The organism is Sphingomonas sp. OTU376 (genome assembly GCF_038440415.1).
GTDB lineage: Bacteria > Pseudomonadota > Alphaproteobacteria > Sphingomonadales > Sphingomonadaceae > Sphingomonas > Sphingomonas kyeonggiensis_A.
Genome location: NZ_JASATQ010000055.1, coordinates 17,793 through 34,821 on the forward strand (window position 1 = coordinate 17,793; position 17,029 = coordinate 34,821).

At 65.4% G+C, this 17,029-nt stretch carries 16 protein-coding genes; 8 read left to right on the forward strand and 8 right to left on the reverse strand.

Features of this window, described 5'->3' with window-relative positions; translation table 11 throughout:
• Positions 1–103: 103 nt before the first annotated feature.
• The 4 genes from AAHM44_RS19050 to AAHM44_RS19065 all read right to left on the reverse strand — a co-directional run bounded on the left by AAHM44_RS19050 (position 104) and on the right by AAHM44_RS19065 (position 5,949).
• Complete coding sequence (locus tag AAHM44_RS19050) at positions 104–1,210, reverse strand: tetratricopeptide repeat protein (protein ID WP_342250970.1); 1,107 nt, start codon at positions 1,208–1,210, stop codon at positions 104–106.
• 87 nt (positions 1,211–1,297) lie between these two features.
• Positions 1,298–2,101: a hypothetical protein gene (locus tag AAHM44_RS19055; RefSeq protein WP_342250971.1), complete on the reverse strand. Its 804-nt coding sequence runs from the start codon at positions 2,099–2,101 to the stop codon at positions 1,298–1,300.
• A gap of 238 nt (positions 2,102–2,339) precedes the next feature.
• Positions 2,340–2,531, reverse strand: coding sequence for a hypothetical protein (locus tag AAHM44_RS19060; RefSeq protein ID WP_342250972.1), 192 nt, complete (start codon positions 2,529–2,531; stop codon positions 2,340–2,342).
• 160 nt (positions 2,532–2,691) lie between these two features.
• A complete protein-coding gene (locus tag AAHM44_RS19065) occupies positions 2,692–5,949 on the reverse strand; it encodes an error-prone DNA polymerase (RefSeq protein WP_342250973.1) in 3,258 nt (1,085 codons plus the stop codon).
• A gap of 81 nt (positions 5,950–6,030) precedes the next feature.
• Between AAHM44_RS19065 and AAHM44_RS19070 the strand changes: the two genes are divergently transcribed.
• Positions 6,031–6,198: a hypothetical protein gene (locus AAHM44_RS19070; protein ID WP_269575771.1), complete on the forward strand. Its 168-nt coding sequence runs from the start codon at positions 6,031–6,033 to the stop codon at positions 6,196–6,198.
• Between the two features lie 25 nt (positions 6,199–6,223).
• Here the strand turns inward: AAHM44_RS19070 and AAHM44_RS19075 are convergent, their stop codons facing one another.
• The 4 genes from AAHM44_RS19075 to AAHM44_RS19090 all read right to left on the reverse strand — a co-directional run bounded on the left by AAHM44_RS19075 (position 6,224) and on the right by AAHM44_RS19090 (position 10,939).
• The gene (locus AAHM44_RS19075; RefSeq protein WP_342250974.1) at positions 6,224–7,687 is read right to left on the reverse strand and encodes a DUF6504 family protein; all 1,464 of its coding nucleotides are present in this window, start codon (positions 7,685–7,687) and stop codon (positions 6,224–6,226) included.
• A gap of 265 nt (positions 7,688–7,952) precedes the next feature.
• Positions 7,953–8,729 (reverse strand): ImuA family protein, encoded by a 777-nt coding sequence (locus AAHM44_RS19080; RefSeq protein ID WP_269575773.1) that lies wholly within the window; start codon positions 8,727–8,729, stop codon positions 7,953–7,955.
• 235 nt (positions 8,730–8,964) lie between these two features.
• Positions 8,965–9,891, reverse strand: coding sequence for a sensor histidine kinase (locus tag AAHM44_RS19085; protein ID WP_342250975.1), 927 nt, complete (start codon positions 9,889–9,891; stop codon positions 8,965–8,967).
• A gap of 397 nt (positions 9,892–10,288) precedes the next feature.
• Positions 10,289–10,939, reverse strand: a complete 651-nt coding sequence (locus tag AAHM44_RS19090) for a GAF domain-containing protein (protein WP_342250976.1) — start codon at positions 10,937–10,939, stop codon at positions 10,289–10,291.
• Positions 10,940–11,409: 470 nt separating this feature from the next.
• Here AAHM44_RS19090 and AAHM44_RS19095 point away from each other — a divergent pair, with 470 nt between their 5' ends.
• From AAHM44_RS19095 to AAHM44_RS24850, 7 genes are all read left to right on the forward strand, one after another.
• Positions 11,410–12,315 (forward strand): dimethylarginine dimethylaminohydrolase family protein, encoded by a 906-nt coding sequence (locus tag AAHM44_RS19095; protein WP_342250977.1) that lies wholly within the window; start codon positions 11,410–11,412, stop codon positions 12,313–12,315.
• Between the two features lie 97 nt (positions 12,316–12,412).
• Positions 12,413–12,655, forward strand: coding sequence for a DUF6894 family protein (locus AAHM44_RS19100; RefSeq protein ID WP_269575777.1), 243 nt, complete (start codon positions 12,413–12,415; stop codon positions 12,653–12,655).
• A gap of 315 nt (positions 12,656–12,970) precedes the next feature.
• Positions 12,971–13,234, forward strand: a complete 264-nt coding sequence (locus AAHM44_RS19105) for a DksA/TraR family C4-type zinc finger protein (protein ID WP_269575778.1) — start codon at positions 12,971–12,973, stop codon at positions 13,232–13,234.
• 125 nt (positions 13,235–13,359) lie between these two features.
• Positions 13,360–13,953: an SRPBCC family protein gene (locus tag AAHM44_RS19110; protein ID WP_342250978.1), complete on the forward strand. Its 594-nt coding sequence runs from the start codon at positions 13,360–13,362 to the stop codon at positions 13,951–13,953.
• A gap of 34 nt (positions 13,954–13,987) precedes the next feature.
• The gene (locus tag AAHM44_RS19115) at positions 13,988–15,178 is read left to right on the forward strand and encodes a zinc-dependent alcohol dehydrogenase (protein WP_342250979.1); all 1,191 of its coding nucleotides are present in this window, start codon (positions 13,988–13,990) and stop codon (positions 15,176–15,178) included.
• Between the two features lie 97 nt (positions 15,179–15,275).
• Positions 15,276–16,283, forward strand: a complete 1,008-nt coding sequence (locus tag AAHM44_RS19120; protein WP_342250980.1) for an SDR family oxidoreductase — start codon at positions 15,276–15,278, stop codon at positions 16,281–16,283.
• A gap of 104 nt (positions 16,284–16,387) precedes the next feature.
• A partial coding sequence (locus tag AAHM44_RS24850; protein ID WP_446746004.1) for a low affinity iron permease family protein occupies positions 16,388–17,029 on the forward strand: 642 nt, incomplete at its 3' end.

Sequence of the window (17,029 nt, forward strand, 5' to 3'; positions counted from 1 at the left end):
GCGGCGCCAGGCGATCTACAAGCCGAACTGGGATAATGGCGGCCGGCTCACCGCCATATGCAGCGCCGCCCGCTAGGGAAAGCCGCATCACCCGCCACCGGCGCTAGGGCGTCTGTCCGTAGCGCATAAAAGCCGAAGCCACCTTCGCGTCGAGCTTCTGAGCGGCGGCTAGATCAGCGGTCGCCTCGGCTGTGCGGCCGAGGCGCTTTGCGGCAATTGCGCGACCATAAAGCGCCGACGCCATCTTCGCATCGCCCTTCACTGCCTTGTCGTAAAAGGTCCAGGCATCCTGCCAACGCTGCTGCTGGAGCGCGACCAGCCCCGCGCTGTCATAGTTGTTCGGCTCGGGCGCCAGGGCAACGGCCCGATCGCACTGGGACCGTGCCTTGTCGAACTCGCGCCTGAGATAGGCGGCCCGCGTCCAGCACGCGGAATTGAAGCCCGCTCCATAATCAGGCGCGCGAACGGTCAGCGCGTCATAATCGCGAAGCGCCTCTTCATATAGGCCCAGGCGATTGTACAGGTCCCCGCGTCGCTCATAGGCCAGAGCGAAGCCGGGATCAGTGGCGATTGCGCTGGAGAAGTCGACAAGCTGCGCCTGTTCCGGCTGTTCCAGCGCACCGCGCACCAGGGCGCGGAGATAATAGGTCCGTCCAAGCTCGGCCTTGTCGTCCATGCCGATCCGAATTGCCTTGTCGAAATCGGCCATGGCCAATGGCCATTTCTCCTCGCTGCCGGCGAGCCGTGCACGCATCGAATAGGCAAGCCCGTTTCGCGGATCGAGCACGATCGCCTTTTCCGCCGCGGTCCGAGCCGCCGGCTTGTCCCCGCTGCGCATCAAGGCGTCCGACAATCTTGCATGGACTGAGCTGCGCCAGGCCGGCGTGAAGCCGGCCACCCCGCGCATCGCGTCGAGCTTGGCCATTGCCGGGTCCTGCGTCGCCTCGGCGATCTCGAGCGCCCCCTTGAGGTCCGGCAGCGCCCTATCGACGGCATCCTTGCGCAGCCGGTCGGTTCCTCGAATGGCCAGGGCGCGCGCCCGCGTGGCATCTGGAACGCCGCCCGCATTGATCAGGTCGCTGCAGGCCGAGACGTCCTCCTTGAGGCAGCGCTCCTCATAGATGCCGCGGACATAGTCTGACAGGCGCTCCTGCGCCGCAGCGGTGCCACTCGCCAGCAAGGCTGTCGTTACCATGATGACTCTGACCATTCCCGCCCTCCCCTTGGGTGTGGATGCTATCATCATGCGGGCGATCCACAACCGGCATGGATCAGTGCCGGGGAGGCGCGACGGACCTTAATTACCCTTGCGGGCCCTGCGCGAGCGTTCGAGCCATTGACCGACCATCGTCCCGACCAGCGTTTCGAGAGCAGCGAAGATCGTGGCGAAAGCGACCCAGGAGGACAGCTGTCCGCCGGCCGCATAGATGGCCGCAAGCGCCCATAGAAATACCAGAGCGAAGGGCAGGTTTCCTCGACTGCGCGCCAATGCCGTACCGGCGATCGCGCCGCCGAGCGCGAGGACCCCCGCCGCAATCACGGGTGCCGCGGACGCATCGGCCTCTATACCGTGAAAGCGCAGGGAAGCTGCAATGTTGACGATCGTCGCCGCGGTCAACCAGGCGGCCAGGGCGCTTAGCGGAAGGCGAACGCACCAGCGATCCCCTGCAGACAGCGGACCGCTCCAGCTTGTCATATGCTTGAGGGCTGCCAGGAGCGAACCGAGCGAGAGGAAGATGATCGCGACGGAAATTGCGCTGAGATCGACCAGCTGGACGTAGAGTGCCCAGAGCGCGTTGCCGAGAAATGCCAAGGCCGCCGGCCAGCGCAGACCGCTGACATAGGCGTTATCGCGCTGTGAGGGCAGAGCCTGATAGATCGCGAAGACGAACGATCCCGTGTACAGCGCACCCCAGATCGAAAACGCCCAGCCGGCGGGCGTTATCAAGGTGCGGACGGCGTCGGATTGCTCTCCGATAGGCGTTCCCAGGCCGACAGCCTGCATCGCTGCGGCCGCGACCTGGGCGATAGCGAGGACGAGCACCGCGGCGCGGGACAGGTCGGGAGCTGGTTGAATGCTTCGCGCGATTGACTGAGCCATTCGCGTAGAATTCCGGCGATGCGTGTTCGTTCCGCCCACGCCATTTCGGCCCATTACAGAGAGCTTTGGTCCGCGCCGATGCGTGGGAAAGCGCCCCGCATCGGCCCGGTCCGTGCTAAACTACATGGCCCCTATCGAGTTCCAGTCCAGGCGCGACGTTTCGAGGCGCAGACGGCAGAACGGCTCCGGGGTGCGGCCTGCCGCCTGATGCGGAATATGACGGCAGCTTGTGTGACCCTCAGGCGATCGCGGCCATTGCGAGCTTGGCATCGTCAATCGAGCGAAAGCGGACGAGGCCGCCTGCTGGCCCTTCGGGGCGGATCGATATGGGGGATGATAGTCGATTACTTTCGATCGCTTCCCGCAGTTTCTCCAGCTCTGCCGCCGTCAGCGAGAAAAGGGCCGATCCGTCACCGCCAATCTGCTTCATTGCTGCTCCCTGCTACCCATTCCGTCGAAACGGCATGCCGTAAGGCGACACTCGAAGGCCCTGGACGACCGGCACGCCCCGCCGCCCTGGCCAGATATCGCCTGGTTATCGTGGCCAGCCATTAGAAGAGGTCAAGCCCTGACCGTCTCCGTGACAACGCCTAATGGAAGTCGTGGCTACGGACCTTGATCAGGTCCTCGGGATCGACACCGTTCGGAAAGGGCGGCGAATAAAAATCGCGCGGCTTCCAGCCCGGGTCCCCGCGATCGGGACTACCGGGGTGGGACGCACCATCTCCCCTGCCCTGCGTCAGCGAGAAATCCATCCGGCCGATGGAGCGCAGCATATCGTCGCGCGGGACCACCCGGTCGACGATGACATGGATTACCTCTCCCTCCTTCTGCAGCCGCCCCCGTAGTGAAACCATCGAGGCCGACATCACCACGCGACGCTGCCTCTCGAACCGGTCGGGCCAGAGAATGCCGTTGGCGACGCCGGTCTCGTCCTCGATCGTGATGAACAGCACGCCCCGCGCCGATCCCGGGCGCTGGCGCACCAGGATCACGCCGGCAACCTCGACATGCCGGCCGTCGCGGATGCCGGCGAGATCCGCGCATTTCACGATCCGCTCGGCGGAGAGCTGCTCGCGCAGGAAAGAGAGCGGATGCGCGCGCAGCGACAGCTGCAGCGTGCGATAATCCTCGACGACCTCGCGCCCGACTGTGAGCGGCGCCAGTGCCACGTCAGGCTCCCGGCCTTCAGGCGAAAAGCCACCCTCCCGAGCATCAGCCGCTGCGAACAAGGGCAACGGTGCCTCGCCCAGCCCCTTTACCTTCCAAAGCCCCTGGCGGCGATCCTCGGCTATGGAGTGGAATGCATCGGCCTCGGCCAGCCGTTCGATCGCGGCGCGGGGCACCCCGGCGCGGCGCCAGACCTCCTCGACGCTCTCATAGGCCATGTCGCCCCGCGCCACCGTGATCGCCGCACCGTGGACATTGGCCAGCCGGCGCACCTGCCGAAACCCCAGCCGTACGGCAAGGTATGGCCCGCCACCCCGTTCCAGCGTGCAATCCCAATGGCTGTGGTTGATCGAGACCGGCCGGACCTCGACGCCGTGCTTTTGCGCATCCGCCACAATCTGGGCCGGTGCGTAGAAACCCATGGGCTGGGCGTTGAGCAGGGCAGTGCAGAAGACGTCCGGATGATGATGCTTCATCCAGCACGAGGCATAGGCGATCTTGGCGAAGGAGGCGGCGTGGCTCTCGGGAAAGCCATAGCTGCCAAAGCCTTCGATCTGCTTGAAAGTGCGCTCGGCAAAGTCCTTGGGATAGCCGCGCGCGATCATCCCACCGACCAGCTTGTCGTAGAAATGGCTGACGCCCCCGGTAAGCTTGAAGGTCGCCATGGCGCGGCGCAGCTGGTCAGCCTCGACCGCGGTGAAGCCGGCACCAACGATCGCGACCTTCATCGCCTGTTCCTGGAAGAGCGGCACGCCCAGGGTCTTCTCGAGCACGGCGCGCAGCTCGAGCCTCGGATATTCGGGCTTCTCCTTGCCCTCGCGCCTGCGCAGATAAGGGTGGACCATGTCGCCCTGGATGGGGCCAGGTCGCACGATCGCAACTTCGATGACGAGGTCGTAGAAGCGCGTCGGCTTCATCCGCGGCAGCATCGACATCTGCGCGCGGCTCTCGATCTGGAAGACACCGAGCGTGTCGGCCTTCTGGATCATCGCATAGACTTGCGGGTCGTCGTCCTGCAGGTCGGCCATGCCGACGCGCACACCCTTATGCTCTTCGAGCAGGTTGAAGGCGCGGTTCATGCAGCCGAGCATGCCGAGGCCCAGCACATCGACCTTCATGAACTTCAGGGCGTCGATATCGTCCTTGTCCCACTCGATGATCTGGCGGTCTTCCATCCGCGCCGGCTCAATAGGCACCAGGTCGTCCAACCGGTCCTGGGTCAGCACGAAGCCGCCGGGATGCTGGGACAGATGCCGCGGGGTGCCGATCAGCTGGCGGGCCAGGCGCAGGGTCAGCTTCAAGCGGTGGTCGTTCGAATTGAGGTTGAGGCTTTCGATCTGCTCGTCCGAGATGCCATCCATCGACCAGCCCCAGACCAGGCCCGTGAGCATCTTGGTAAGATCGCGCGGCAGCCCCAGTGCCTTGCCGACCTCTGCCACGGCACCGCGCGTCCGGTAGCGTGTCACCACCGCGGTCAGTGCTGAGTGATGTCGGCCATAGGTCTCATAGATCCACTGGATTATCTCCTCGCGCCGTTCATGCTCGAAATCGACATCGATATCGGGCGGCTCCTTGCGCTCGCCGGAGACGAAGCGTTCGAAGAGCAGCTCATGCTGGATCGGGTCGATCGAAGTGATGCCGAGCAGGAAGCAGACACAGCTGTTCGCGGCAGACCCCCGCCCCTGGCAGAGAATGCCCCGCCGGCGGCTTTCCTCGACGATCGAGCGAACCGTCAGGAAATAGGGCGCATAGCCAAGCTCGCCGATCAGCTTGAGCTCATGTGCGATCTGGTCAGCGTAAGCGGCAGGCACGCCGTCCGGGAACTTCGCATCGGCAGCCGCCTGGGTGAGGATTGCGAGGGCCTCCTGCGCGGTCCGGCCCGCCATCACCTGCTCATAGGGATATTGATACTGGATCTCGCCGAGATCGAAGGTGCATCTCCGCGCAATATCCGCGCTCGCTTCGATCGCATCCGGGAAGGCAGCAAAGCGCCGCTCCATTTCCTCCGGCGATTTCAGATGCCGGTCCATGAAGCGCTCGCGCCGATAGCCCAGCGCATCGACCGTCGTTCCCAGTCGGATAGCGGTCACCAAATCCTGGAGCGGCCGCGCGTCCTGACTGTGATAGAGAATGTCCCCGGTAGCGACCGACCGGACCCCGGCGGCGCGGGCCATCGCATCCAGCGCATGCAGCCGGGCCATATCGTCCGGACGGCGGCGAAAACTCATCGCGCTATAGCTGCGGGTCCCGAACAGGTCCGCCAGCTCAGCCAGGTGGCCAGCGGTCGCCTCGTCGGCCAAGTCCGGCACCAGGATCGCGACCAATCCCTCAGAATGATTAGCAATATCACTCCAATCAAGGATGCACCGCCCCTTGCCGCCTCGCGCTTTGCCGAGCGATAGCAGCCGGGTCAGCCGGGACCAGGCCGGCCGATCGGTCGGATAGAGCAGCAGCGCCCTGCCATCCGTCAGATCGACTCGCGCGCCGGGAATCATGCGAACGCCGGTCGCCTTTTGCCCGTCCCAACCACGAACGACCCCGGCGACGCCGTTCCAGTCCGCCAGGCCCAATGCCTTGTGGCCCTGCAGCGCCGCGGCCGAAAACAGTTCCTCGGGTGCGCTCACGCCGCGCAAGAACGAGAAGTGGCTTGTCACCTGGAGTTCTACATAGGTTGTCATCCCGAAGCCGCTCCCCGCCCCATCGATGGACGCTGCCGGCAAGTCCACGGATCGACAGCATAGCTCCTTTGTTGGTGCGCCATGGACAATCGAAAAAACATCGTCGCCGTCGGGCTTCTGACCGCGTTCGACCTGGAGAGGCTGGGAAGCAGCTTTACCCGGGCGATCCCGGTCGAGGATGGCGAAAGCTTTGCAGATGTCCTGGAGAAGCTGGAGGCGATTGACTGGCCACCTGACCCGGGCGATTGAGGCACCGTTCGCTGAACCTGTGCCATCAGCCGAAAAAGCCATGCAGGTGCCAGCTTAGGTCGCCCGTCTCGGCCTCGACGCCGTCGCCCCGGCGGAACAGCCAGAAGCGCTGGCCGCCCTCGACCTCGACCCGGAAATAGTCGCGGATCGCCCAAAGCTCCCGGTCGGTACGCCACCATTCGCCATGGATGCGCTCAGGCCCGTCGCCGGCCATGACGCGATACGCCTTGCCCCGCCAAGTGAAGCGGCGCGGCGGATGGTCAGGCAGCAGCGCCACCACATGGGTTAGCAGTTCGGGCTGGCGCAGGATTCGTACCGGCCGCTTCCAGACCGGCCAGCCTTCCGGATCGACAAGAGGCGCCAACCGCCGGACGGCGCGTTCGGGGACGTCGCTCTGCTCCAGCCCCAGGCGAAACACCGCGCCCTCCCCGGCCCTGCCGGTAAGCTGGTCAACGGCCGGGGCCAGGTCCGCAGGCACGTTCTCATCCGCCAGCAGGGCCGCGCCCGAACGCGCGCCTAGCGGCTCGCTATGCGGCACTGTCAGCCGCATTGCCTCGATGCCGAGACCGGGCTCGAGCCGGTCGATCCGCAGGCCGAACATTCGCTTGAGATGCCGCCCATCCCGCGTGGCCCGTGCGGCCCCGATCGAGAGGTGCTGGTCGGCTCCATCGACCCGCTCGGCCGTGATCATGGCGGTACGCACGCCCAGCCCCCGCCGCTCGAGCACGAGGACAAGGTCTCCCACAAGATCCGCGATTACCTGTGCGATTGCCTCGGGCGTGCCAATAGGCTCGAGCAGCCGCCGGGATACTTCCGGCGCCTCGAACGGGATGACCGGCACGATGGGCTCGGCAGCGCGCCCCAGCGCCTGATCGAGCCGGGCAAGCGCCGCCAGGCCGAGACGCCGTGCCAATGGTCCGCGCGGCATCGGCAGCAAATCCTGGATGCGCTCGAGCCCGAAACGTGCCGCCGATGCCAACGCCTCGCCCTCGAGCCGAAGTGCGGCCACCGGCAAATGCGCCAGCGCTGAGACCTCCTGCCCGGACGGCAGGATCGTCACTGGTTCTCCCCCAAAGCGAGCGAACGCATGGGCGGCTCCGGCGGTACCCGCGATTGCGATCCGTGCCGTGAAGCCGAGGCGCGCAAGGAATCGCAGCACCCGTCGGCAAAAGCGTGCCTCGCCCCCGAACAGATGGGTGGCCCCTGTCAGGTCGAGCCAGATCCCATCGGGACCGGAGGGAGAGGCAATTGGCGTCCACCTGCCAACGGCATGGAGCGCCAGACGCTCAAGCCAGACCTGATCGCCCTCCGGGTCGGCTTCGCGCACATCGAGATCCGCTACCAGCGCGCGGGCGTGTGCCGCAGCCATGCCGGGCGCCAGATCCCGCGCCAAGGCAATCGGACAGGCCGCCGTCACCACTTCACGCTGCCCAACACGCTCGATCAGGACGGTCGGGCGTTCCCAAAGCTCCAGGGTCGGCCTCGGCATTGCAGGCTGCGGGGGCGCCCCCTCATCTGGCGGCATGGCACGAAACGGATGCTGCGCCGGCTCAGAACGCCGGCCAAGCTCCCGCATGGGCGGGCGCTGATGCGCCGGCAGCCTGGCAATCCGCTCCGCTTCCCCTTGCCGGCTATGCGCAGCGTCCTGCGCCCAGCGGGAGCCGGGTCGCCAGCCACCGCCGCGCGGGACCGAGCATGCCCCGGGGTCATCGTCGACCGCCGGCGGCAGGACGGATGCTGTGGACCAGAACCGCTCAGGCGGCGCGACTGGCCGCTCCAGCCGCCGCAGCCGCTCGATTGCGAACTGGGGCAGGTAGAGCGAGGCGACCCTTGGCATCGCAAGCCTCGACCAGAAGAGAAAAGGGATTGCCGCCGCGCTGGCGAACAAGATCGACCGACCAGCAACTCCGCCCGACCCCAGGATGCGCCAACGGCACCGACGGCGCGCAGCCGATCCGCCAGCGCGTACATGCTGCGGACGGGATCTCGAGCGGATCGCGCGCCTTTCGCGCCCAGCGCCGCAGCAGCAGCATCGGCGTGCGCCCATCCGCGGCAGCGAGCTGAAGCCGGCGGGTTGCGGTCTGGTCGGCCGCCTTCACCTCGGCAACTACCGCGGCAAAGCTCCCGTCGCGCAGGCAATCCTCGGCAAGGGCGAGTGCCATGACCTCGTCCCTGCCCTGGCAATAGATCAGCTTCGTCGGCGGGAGCCCCGCCTGCTCAAGGCCCGGCGCGTAGAGATCGAAGCTCGTCAGAGCCCAGACACTGGTCGCAGTGGCTTCACGGGCAAAACGCGCGGCCACACCGGCAGCGAACAGGGTCGCCGCTGCATCGTCGCCCAAGGTGGGAGATGCAGCCGCGATCTCGTGCAGGCCGCCACCGTCCAACCCGCCATGGGCAAGCCGCGAGTCGATCGCCTCGATCCCGAATGGTAACAATGGGGCACCGCTCGTCACCGGCACGGCGATACGCGCCTTCAGCTCGGCGAGCAGGCGTGCGCGATCATTCTCGGGAAAGGGAGCGGCGGTTTGCATAAGGGAATAACGACTCGTTCGTTCCCATTATGTTCCGCGCATATCGTCCCTTCGTCAAGCCATGGGTTTTACCCACGCCCGTCATCAGGCGCGTTGCTACCCGGGCGGCCAACAAAGGGTGGAAAGCGGACGGGCGGCTTCTGCGAGGATCGGCCTTGCGAGACTTGGGAGATTAGTCGACCGGACAGAGACGGAGGTGAGCAATCCCATCCTGGGTCCAGGCGTGCACCTTAGATCACCCCCCCTCGACATCCGGAATAAATACGGCTGTCGTAAACCCTGAAGCGCTGTGTCGCCGCTCAACCTTGCCTCCGAGTTGCTTCGCGAGGAGTCGAACAAGCTTGGACCCGAGACCGGGCTTGCTCTCGGCGTCACAACCGATGCCATCATCCGAAACGATGATCTCCAAGCCGCTGTCCCTCTGGGTGATCTCAACCCTCACGATCCCACCGCTCTCGCCGGGATACGCATATTTGAAACTGTTGGTCACCAGTTCGTTCACGATCAGGCCGAGTTGGACTGCAACGGGTCCAGCCACGTCAATGGGGTCGCACTTCACCCGCACCGCAATGGGGCGCACGTCGCGCAAAAGATCTCCCAGCCCGTGGCACAATCCGCCGACATAGTCCGCAAGATTCACCCGTCGGTAGTTTCTGCTCTCGCGCAGCCGCTCCTGCGCTTGGGCCACGACGAGCACCCGCGCGTTGGCTGCGTCGAGCGCCGCGCGGACCTCGGGATTATTGGATGCGCGGCTTTGCAGATTCATGGCGGCAGAAATGATTGAGAGATCGTTTTTTGTGCGGTGCGCGAGTTCCTCCAAAAGCAATGCCTTAGCGGCCTCGCTTTCGTTGAGTTTCGTGATCGTCTTGCGCAACAACTCCGTGACGGCCGACATCGTAAATCCGATCAGGACGAATATCGCCAAGGCCAGCCACGCCTGCATCCCGACGTTGAGTGTGAATCTCGGTTCTATGAAGAGATAGGCAGCGATCGCCGCGCTGAGGATAGTCGCAAAGAATCCAGACCCCCGGTCAAACAGCAGTGCGCAGAGAAATACCGCGGGAATGAATAGCAGCAGGGGAAAATGCTGTAGCGGCCCCTCGAGCGCGTAACGAAGGCCCGTCGCTGAAAGGATGATAAGAGCGCTGGTCCCATATCGCACTGCGGTGCCATGCCCTCGGTTCGGGAGAAGCCGGACCACTAGGTTTTCGATTGATGGAGCTCTCGGGGCGTCCGACATATTCTGCAGGCCACCTTTCCAGCCGCGCCGGGATGTGAACCATTCGAGCGGCGCGCGCGCTAACTCAGATCAACCTGGAGGTATCGCCTCTAAACTTGTGTTCACTGGTTCGTGCCTCCGATGAAGCGTCGCGCAACGTGCGGCATCGCCATAACGACGACGGTCCGGAATTGGGGCTTTTGGCCTCCTGTCCGCTTCTGGACGGGCGGCTGCCCGGCTGAGCGACCGACAGCGGTGGACTGCCGCCCGACCGATATCAGCGCTTCCCTAGCCGTTCCAAGGGCACATCTTGCGCTGCATGCGACCAGCCCCGGAGCCTCTATTTCCAATGAGCCCCAAATTTCGCCTCCATCCGACGAAGTTCCTCATCAAGCACGGCCACCTCAGCGTCGTTCTGGTCCGCAACTGCGAAGCGGATGCGGGTACTGAGCTCGGCCATGGCATACTTGGCGTATGCCAGCGCATTTGCCTCGCGCTCGATCACCTCTGTCGCTTGGCTTGCGAGGGATTTCAGGAGTTCAAGGCCTTTCGCGTCCACTGTCCGGGGCTTCTGGTCCAGCAGGCATAATGTACCCAGCGCAAAGCCATCGCTGGTTACGAGAGGTGCGGCAAAATAGGCACGCACGTTCATCTCAAGCACGGCGGGAGCGAACTTGAAGCGTGGCTCGTGCCAAGCATCGGGGACACACAAAGGCGCGTAATTGCGAACTCCAATCGCGGCGTCGCAGAAGCTGTCCGGCCTGGCGAACTCCCTAGGATCGAAGCCGTAGGCGACGGCTAGCCACAATGTGGAGCGGTCGACGATAGACACTGCGGAAAAGGGAAAACCGGTCCCTGCGGCTACCCGCTCAACGATTTGGGAGAGCTCGGCGTCGCCGCTCATGCCAAACACGCCGCTCGTCAGCACGCGCGCCTGCCGCCGCAGCTCTGCGAGTTCCCGCTGGTTACATTCGCGAGCCTGTTCGATCAATTCGAACTTCCTTAATCGATCCAGCGCCTCTATACTCGCGCTAACGCCAACTCAGGCGCGAACCACTGTCACCTGACAAATATTATTAAGCCATTCAATGATAATGAGGCAATTCTACCAAATTTAAACGAGGCGCGCGCATGTAATATTGCTCACCAGCTCAGAGAATATTTGCGCTACTAAGACATATCGGCGAAATGAAAGTCGGCCTTCGGGCTCTTCACGATCGAAGCAAATGATACTGCCATGCCGCTCCGTCGAGCCAATCGTCCTAACGCACGTTAAACTGCAGAGCTTGGCCGCAACCTCGCGCGATCCTGTGGGTTGGGCAGTGACCAGAACGTTGGGTAGCCGGACACGTACGATCCCGATCGCGCGCGGGTGCCTGCCCTATGAACGGTGGCCCCGGTCGCAGGCGCGCGTTGGCTTCGGCGCGCGCAGGCACCCGCAAGGGCCTTCGACGAGGACCTATGAAACCCGAATTCCTGACCATCCCCACCCATGCGATCACGCGTCGCGATCCCAAGCGCTGGTCGGTCCGCAGCGAAAGCGATGCGCTATCCGAGGTGTTGCTGTGCGGACCCGCCTATCTCGCTCCGGTGCCATGCTGCTCGGTCACGCGCGACAGCCTGGGCGATGGCCATCAAACCGATACCGCCAAGGCGCTCGCGCAGCACCGGCAGTTGCAGGCGTTGCTGGAGCAGCTCGGGACGCGTTGCCATGTGCTCGACCCGCTCCCGGACCTTCCCGACCTATGCTTCACGCGCGACTGCGCGGTCGCTACCCCGTGGGGACCGGTGCTGCTCAATCCGGCGGTGGCGCATCGGCGGCGCGAGGTGGACCATGTCGCGCGCTATCTCGGAAATCGGGGCGGCGGGCCGCTGCTGCGGATCGAAGGCGGCACCGTAGAGGGTGGCGACGTCTGCGTCGCGCGCGACGGGCTCGCGATCATCGGATGGTCCGGGGAGCGGACCAGCCTTGCTGGCGCACAGATACTGGGCGAGGTGTTTCGCGGCCATGGCTGGGAAGTCTTGTTGTGCCCGTTCGACGCCTACCACCTCCATCTCGATACGATCTTCTGCATGCTCGACGCGCATTTCGCGCTTGCATGCATCGACGCGCTCCCGGAGGCGTTCCTGTCCGCGCTCGCGGCACGCGGCATCCGGGTCCTACCGGCGCTGGAGGCGGAGTCGCGCAAGCTCGGGTGCAACATCCTCTCGCTGGACGGCTCCACGATCCTGATCGCCGAGGGACAGCACCGCCTCCACGCGATGCTGCTGCAGGCGGGGTTCAAGCCGCTTCCGGTCGACATTTCCGAATTTGCGGCATGCGGCGGCGGACTCCATTGCCTCACCATGCCACTCGCGCGGGGCTGACCCCCATGCCCGAGGTCGGAGGACTCCCCGCCCGGACATAAGTCGGACGGAAAAAGACTGCCGAGCAACCAGTCGGGCCGCTGTGCATTGTCGCTGCGTGCCGCACTACATCTTCCATCTCAATCGCCCGGGCCGGGACGTTCCGTTCCGTGACGAGAGCTACGACCTGCCCGACCTGACCGCAGCGATGCAAAAGGCGAATAGCCGCGCGCGCGCAGTGCTGCGCCGCCATATACGCTGCGGGCCGGATGAGGTGCGCGGCACGCTCGATATCCAGGACGCCAACCGTCAACCGGTCGCCCGCATCTATCTGCGAGAGCTGATGTTGCAGATATCCTGAGCCCGATCCTAGACGGGCCTCGGCCCGACCTCAGGAACCGCACTCTCGGGACGCCGCCAAAGGCGGGGCGGCGTGCGCGCGCGACCGTGCGCCAGCCGCCACCCCGCCCCCAAGGCGCTCCCGAGTGTGCGCGCGGGCCCAAGAAAGCGCGCGAACCCTGGCGGCTTCGCAGAAGTCCGCCAGTGTGCGCTCGATACCGCCCGCGTCCGCATCGCGGCAGGGCCGAACGGCCCCTGCCCTGCAGCTTCGCCGCATCGGATCGCCAAAGCATTCAAAGCGTTGGTCCAGCAGATAAAATTCGGGAAGGTGGCGGACATGGCCGGAGGTTGGACGCGTGACGGCGCGGTGCAGGACCAGATCGACGACACGGTCGCGGACGCGGTCCAGTTCGCGCGCGCCCGCATGGCCTCGGGCGAAGGCGAAACGCATTGCGTGGAATGCGGCGAGGAGATTCCGGAGGCGCGCCGCAAGGCGCTTCCGAGCGCGCGGACCTGCGTGCAATGCCAGTCGACGCGCGACCGCAAGCCCGCTTTCTCGGCGTTCAATCGTCGCGGGAGCAAGGACAGCCAGCTCCGCTAAGCCTGCCGCGGCGCCCGCCGCCAATTAACTGCTGATAATAAAGACGAAATCTTACTCTATGTTGCGCCCGTCGGGAACGGCGGCGGTCGGGCCGGGTTTGAGACGGACCCATAGGAGAGCCGTTCATGTCCGAGATCCTGGAGCCAGCCCGAGCCGACGACGCGCCGCTGGCAACGTCCAAGCACGCCTCCGCCGCAGTCGACATCGCTTCCGACCAGCTCGTTGAGCCACGCGGCGACACGCTGATTGGGCGGGCCGTCACGATCAATCGTCCGCGCAAGGAGCTTTTCGCTTATTGGCGCGACTTCGCGAACCTCGCGACTTTCATGGACAATGTCGAGCGCATCGAAATCCTGTCGCCGACCCGCTCGCACTGGGTGGTCAAGGCGCCCGGCGGCAAGACCGTCGAATGGGATGCGACCGTCACCGAGGAGATCGAGGACGCGCTGATCGCCTGGTCCTCGGACGAAGGCGCCGAAGTGCCCAATAGCGGGCGCATCGAGTTCCGCGACGCCGGCGCCCGCGGCACGGTCGTCGCCGCGACCATCCTCTGCGATCCGCCCGCCGGCGTTATCGGCAAGGTGATCGCCAAGATGTTCCAGCGCGAGCCCGCCATCCAGGCGCGGCGTGATCTCCGGCGCTTCAAGCAGCTCATGGAAACCGGCGAGATCGCCACCAGCTCGCGCACCCGCGCGCAGCTCGAAGAGGAAAAGAACTGATGCGCGCAAATTTCTTTGAAAAGGGAGCACGCTGATGCGCGCGCTCACCTGGCACGGCAAGCACGACGTGCGCGTCGACACGGTCGACGATCCCGAGATCCTCAATCCGCGCGACGCGATCATCAAGATCACCTCGACCGCGATCTGCGGCTCGGACCTCCATCTCTATGACGGTTATATCCCGACGATGCAGGCCGGCGACATCCTCGGCCATGAGTTCATGGGCGAAGTCGTCGAGGTCGGCGCCAAGTCGACGCTCCAGAAGGGCCAGCGCGTCGTCGTGCCCTTCACCATCGCCTGCGGCAGCTGCTATCATTGCGGCAAGCACCAATATTCCGCCTGCGACAACGGCTTGCCCGCCGACAACCAGGATATCGGCCAGGAGATGTACGGCACGCCGATGAGCGGGCTATTCGGCTACAGCCATCTGACCGGCGGCTATGCCGGTGGTCAGGCAGAATATGTCCGTGTGCCATTCTCCGACGTCGGCCCGATCGTCATTCCCGACGGGATCGAGGACGAGAAGGTGCTGTTCTTGTCGGACATCCTGCCCACCGGCTGGATGGCGGCGGAGAATGCCGGGATCGAGCCGGGCGACACGGTGGCGGTCTGGGGCTGCGGCCCGGTCGGGCTGTTCGCGGTCCAGTCGGCCTTCCTGATGGGCGCCGAGCGCGTCATCGCGATCGACCATTTCCCGCACCGGCTTGAGCTCGCCAAGCGCTTCGGCGCCGAGACGATCAATTTCGAGGAAACCGCGACCTATGAGGCGCTGATGCTGATGACCGGCGGGATTGGTCCCGACGCGGTGATCGACTCGGTCGGGCTCGAAGCGCACGGCTTCTTCGTCGACAACGTCATCGACCAGATCAAGAAGTCGACCTTCCTCGGCACCGACCGCATCCACTCGATCCGCCAGACGATCCATGCCTGCCGCAAGGGCGGGCGCGTCTCGATGCCGGCGGTCTATGGCGGCTTCGTAGACAAGTTCCCCTTGGGCGCCTTCATGGAAAAGGGCCTGACGCTCAAGACCGGCCAGACGCACGTCCAGCATTACATGCCGGCGCTGCTCAACGCGATCATGGAGGGGAAGATCGATACGACCTTCCTGATCAGCCACACCCTGCCGCTCGAGCAGGCGCCCGAAGGGTACAAGATGTTCCACGACAACCAGAATGAAGTGACGAAGGTCGTGCTCAAGCCCGGCGTGGCGCTCGCAGCAGAGTGAAGCGGCGCGGCTCCCCAATCGACAAAGCGGAGACCGGGGTGCGGCGCGCTGCGCACCCCTTCGTCTCCGTCGCCACCGCCGCGTCCCGGCCGCACAGTTGAGCGGCGCATGTCGCCCGATCGGCGACCAGGTGATCCTGATCACCGGGGCGAGCTCGGGGATCGGGCTCGTCACCGCTCGGCTTGCCGCGGCGCGCGGCGCAGGTGTGATCCTGGTGTCGCGCAACGAAGCTGCGCTTGCCGAGATCGTGCGCGGCATCGAAGCAGACGGCGGAGCGGCCTGCTTCGCGGTTGCCGACGTCGGAGATCGGGCCGCCCTCAGCGAAGCGGCCGCGAAAGGCGTGGCGCGGTTCGGCCGCATCGATACCTGGGTCAACAATGCCGGGGTAGCAATCTACGCGACGCTGGCCGCCACCCCGGACGACGAGCACCAGCGCCTGTTCCGCACCAATTATTTCGGCGTGGTCAACGGGTCGCATGTCGCGCTCGAACACTTCGGCGCAGCAGGCGGAAACCTCATCACCGTCGCGTCGATCGCGGCGGATATGAGCACGCCGATCATGGGCGCCTATGCCGCATCGAAACATGCGGTGCGGGCGTTCGTGGAATCGCTGCGTATCGAGCTGAAGGCGGCGGCCTCGCCCGTTTCCGTCTCGCTCATCAAGCCCTCCGGCATAGCGACGCCGATCGGACTGCACGCCGCGAACCATCTCGACGGCGCGGCGATGATCCCACCGCCGCCCTACGACCCGAAACTCGTGGCGGAGGCGATCCTGCGCTGCGCGGAACGGCCGCGCCGCGAGATCACGGTCGGCGGCGCCGGCCGTGCCCAGGTGCTGTTCGCCGAGCACTTCCCGGCCCTGTTCGAGCGCCTCGCACCGCTGGTGATCCCCTTCCTGCAGAACCGCGCCATCCCGAAGCGGGAAGGGAGCAACCTGTTCGAGCCAGGCCCGGACGGGGAAGAACGCTCTCCCCATGAGGTGGGGCTCAAGGCCAGCCCCTACACGCAGGTCGCGATGCGCCCAAGGCTCACCGCCGCGCTGCTATCGACCGCCGCGATCGCGGGCGCCTGCGCGATCTGGCGGTGGCGCCGCGCGCGGCAATAGCGCTGCGCGGCAGGGACTGAGCTGATCCGGGCGCGCCCCTTGCACGGCGGCACCATAAAGGCTGCGAAACGTTCGCCGGGGATCAAGCGAGAATATGATCGCCATTGAACCGCTTCTTTACCGCGCTCGCGTCGCGCAGCGCCGCCGTAATGGGGCATCCGATGGCGTTCATCTTTGCCACCTTGTCCTGTATCGTCTGGGCGGTGAGCGGCCCGGTTTTTCATTATTCCGACACTTGGCAGCTGGTGATCAACACCGCGACCACAGTCCTCACCTTCCTGGCGGTGTTCCTGATCCAGAACAGTCAGAACCGCGACGGGTCGGCGATCCAGGCAAAGCTCGACGAGCTGCTCCGCGCGGTCAACAAGGCGCGTCCGGAATGCATCGGCATCGAGCATCTGACCGACAACGAGATCTGCGCGATCCGCGATGCGCTCGAACGGAAGGCTGGTACTGGCGACGCTGATGCCGAATCCGCCGATGTCGGTCGACGAGCTGCTCGCACGGCGCACGGGCTCGGGGTGATGCCCGGTCCCGGCCGTGCCGGGGTTCAGCGCGGCGCCATTCCGGTCGGCGGCCAGGGCACGGCATCCAGTTTCGCAGCAAATGGCGCACCGCTACGACGAGATGCTCTCGGCCCTGCGCGAAGCCGCCGAGCTCGGCCCGGCATGAGGTGGGGGGGGGGGGGGGGGCGCGGCCCCCGCCGCGCGGGGGCGGGGGGGCGGCCCGGGGGGGGGGGGGGGGGG

Excerpts from the sequence above, each read along its gene's own strand:
- AAHM44_RS19050 (WP_342250970.1), bottom strand. The coding sequence starts at position 1,210 with ATGGTCAGAGTCATCATGGTAACGACAGCCTTGCTGGCGAGTGGCACC.
- AAHM44_RS19055 (WP_342250971.1), bottom strand. The coding sequence starts at position 2,101 with ATGGCTCAGTCAATCGCGCGAAGCATTCAACCAGCTCCCGACCTGTCC.
- AAHM44_RS19060 (WP_342250972.1), bottom strand. The coding sequence starts at position 2,531 with ATGAAGCAGATTGGCGGTGACGGATCGGCCCTTTTCTCGCTGACGGCG.
- AAHM44_RS19065 (WP_342250973.1), bottom strand. The coding sequence starts at position 5,949 with ATGACAACCTATGTAGAACTCCAGGTGACAAGCCACTTCTCGTTCTTG.
- AAHM44_RS19070 (WP_269575771.1), top strand. The coding sequence starts at position 6,031 with ATGGACAATCGAAAAAACATCGTCGCCGTCGGGCTTCTGACCGCGTTC.
- AAHM44_RS19075 (WP_342250974.1), bottom strand. The coding sequence starts at position 7,687 with ATGCCGAGGCCGACCCTGGAGCTTTGGGAACGCCCGACCGTCCTGATC.
- AAHM44_RS19080 (WP_269575773.1), bottom strand. The coding sequence starts at position 8,729 with ATGCAAACCGCCGCTCCCTTTCCCGAGAATGATCGCGCACGCCTGCTC.
- AAHM44_RS19095 (WP_342250977.1), top strand. The coding sequence starts at position 11,410 with ATGAAACCCGAATTCCTGACCATCCCCACCCATGCGATCACGCGTCGC.
- AAHM44_RS19105 (WP_269575778.1), top strand. The coding sequence starts at position 12,971 with ATGGCCGGAGGTTGGACGCGTGACGGCGCGGTGCAGGACCAGATCGAC.
- AAHM44_RS19110 (WP_342250978.1), top strand. The coding sequence starts at position 13,360 with ATGTCCGAGATCCTGGAGCCAGCCCGAGCCGACGACGCGCCGCTGGCA.
- AAHM44_RS19115 (WP_342250979.1), top strand. The coding sequence starts at position 13,988 with ATGCGCGCGCTCACCTGGCACGGCAAGCACGACGTGCGCGTCGACACG.